Source organism: Acinetobacter sp. YH12046, assembly GCF_013419905.1.
In the GTDB taxonomy this organism is placed as follows: Bacteria; Pseudomonadota; Gammaproteobacteria; order Pseudomonadales; family Moraxellaceae; genus Acinetobacter.
Map to the genome: position 1 here is coordinate 1 of NZ_VOZF01000071.1, position 1,874 is coordinate 1,874.

Genomic DNA, 1,874 nt, shown 5'->3' on the forward strand with positions numbered 1-1,874 from the left:
GTGGACATTTACCTTCCCGTTTTAACCGTGATAAAGCACGTCCATATGTGGGTGCTTTATCCGTGTTGATCACTTGTGGAATTTGCCACTTCTTCACATTATTTAAAATTTTTCCAAGAAAACAATAAGCTGAATGGGTATTTCGTCTAGCAGAAAGATAGAAATCAAGAGTATGGCCACGTTGGTCAACTGCACGGTATAGATATGCCCATTTGCCATTCACTTTTACGTAAGTTTCATCCAGATGCCATAAATGTCGATCTGTAGGATTACGCCAATACCAACGTAAACGTTTTTCCATTTCTGGAGCATAACGCTGAACCCAGCGATAAATTGTGGTGTGATCAACATTCACTCCACGTTCGGCCAGCATTTCCTGAAGTTCACGATAGCTGATGCCATATTTACAATACCAACGAACAGCCCAAAGAATGATTTCACCTTGAAAGTGCCGACCGTGGAAGGGATTCATCTGCTGTATCTCGAAATAAATAAGATATTTAGCTTATCATGTCAGCCTATTTGCAACAGTGCCGTTGATCTTCCGTCCTTCATGCATGAGGGCCACAGTGCCATCCGGGTACTCCAGAAATGAAATGTATTGCCCAACAAGCTTATGATTCAGCTCTGTCGGTTCAAGCAGATAAATACACTTGTCATAGGTGATGGTTAGGTTCTTCGTGACCTTACGCGGTTCCTGCCAAGTGAATATATCCTCCAGCTCAGCATCAGATTCCGTTAAAGATCGATGTAAATTCTTCGAGTTTCTCGCACACTTGGCAAACTTCTGATTGAAGTGCTCAATGAAGCAGGGTAGCCATGCATTGGCTTCGGCAATTGAACTGATGCCTTCCAGACGCATCTCCTTGATCAAACGGTCTTGAAGGGTTCTATTCGCGCGTTCTACGCGACCTTTAGCCTGTGGTGAGTTGGCAAAGATAATATCAATATTTAACTCGTTCAGAATCCGCCCAAATTGCGTGATCTGGCTGTCTTTCCTGGATTTCTGATTAACTCTGAATACCGAATGTTTGTCGCTATAAAAGGCCAGAGGTTTGCCGTATTGTTCAATGTAGGCTCGGGTTGAAAGCATATAGTCGAAGGTGGTTTCCGCCTCACAGAAGCGTAGATGCAACAGCTTTCCAGTGGCATCATCGATATACACCAATAAACAGCACTTAGCAGCGCGTCCTTCGAACCAGTCATGATATGAGCCATCAATCTGGATCAGCTCACCGAAGCAATCCCGGTTATAACGTGGCTGATATGGACGTTTAAGGCGCTTGGATCGCGGAATCCAGAGGTCATTGGCCATCATCCAGCGCCGAACCGTTTCTACCGGGATATTCAGGTCAAATATGCTGCTGAGCTTCTCATGCGCCAAGGTAGGTCCAAAGCCCAGCAGATGTTCAGAAATAATGGAAAGACATTTTGATTTTAATAACTCATCATGGCGATGATGGCCAGGTTGACCACGACTGGCATGTGCCAGACCTGAAACACCGTCTTGATTGAGTTTCTGCAATAACCGGGTAATTTGACGAGTGGAAAGATTCAGGATTTCAGCAGCACGGACCTGGGTAATACGATGATCTCGAACGTCTTGCAGAACTGCAAGACGTTGAATTTCCTTGTCAGACATAGTGATCAACATCTCTAATTTATATCCAGTCCATGATGGTAAAAACCATCATAAACTAGACATTTTTATTGGTGAGAATATAGACACTTTAAATGGTTTCTAACAAGGTTACTTCACATAAGAAATTTTATGTTAAATGATTGTTAGAAATGCCCCTTGATCGAGGCATTTTCTATAAAGAATACTAAAAACTAATTAAAGCCAACCAAGTTTCAAAACAAGGCAGTTCTCA

The 1,874-nt window shown here is 42.9% G+C and carries 1 protein-coding gene and 1 pseudogene; both read right to left on the bottom strand.

The features are described from left to right. Positions 1 to 472 (bottom strand): IS6 family transposase (locus FTU03_RS15915; RefSeq protein ID WP_151817486.1); only part of this gene is annotated, 472 nt, incomplete at its 3' end. 42 nt (positions 473 to 514) lie between these two features. Beyond that, positions 515 to 1,654 (bottom strand): annotated as a pseudogene (locus FTU03_RS15920) (ISNCY family transposase); the annotation flags it as partial. Positions 1,655 to 1,874 lie beyond the last annotated feature (220 nt).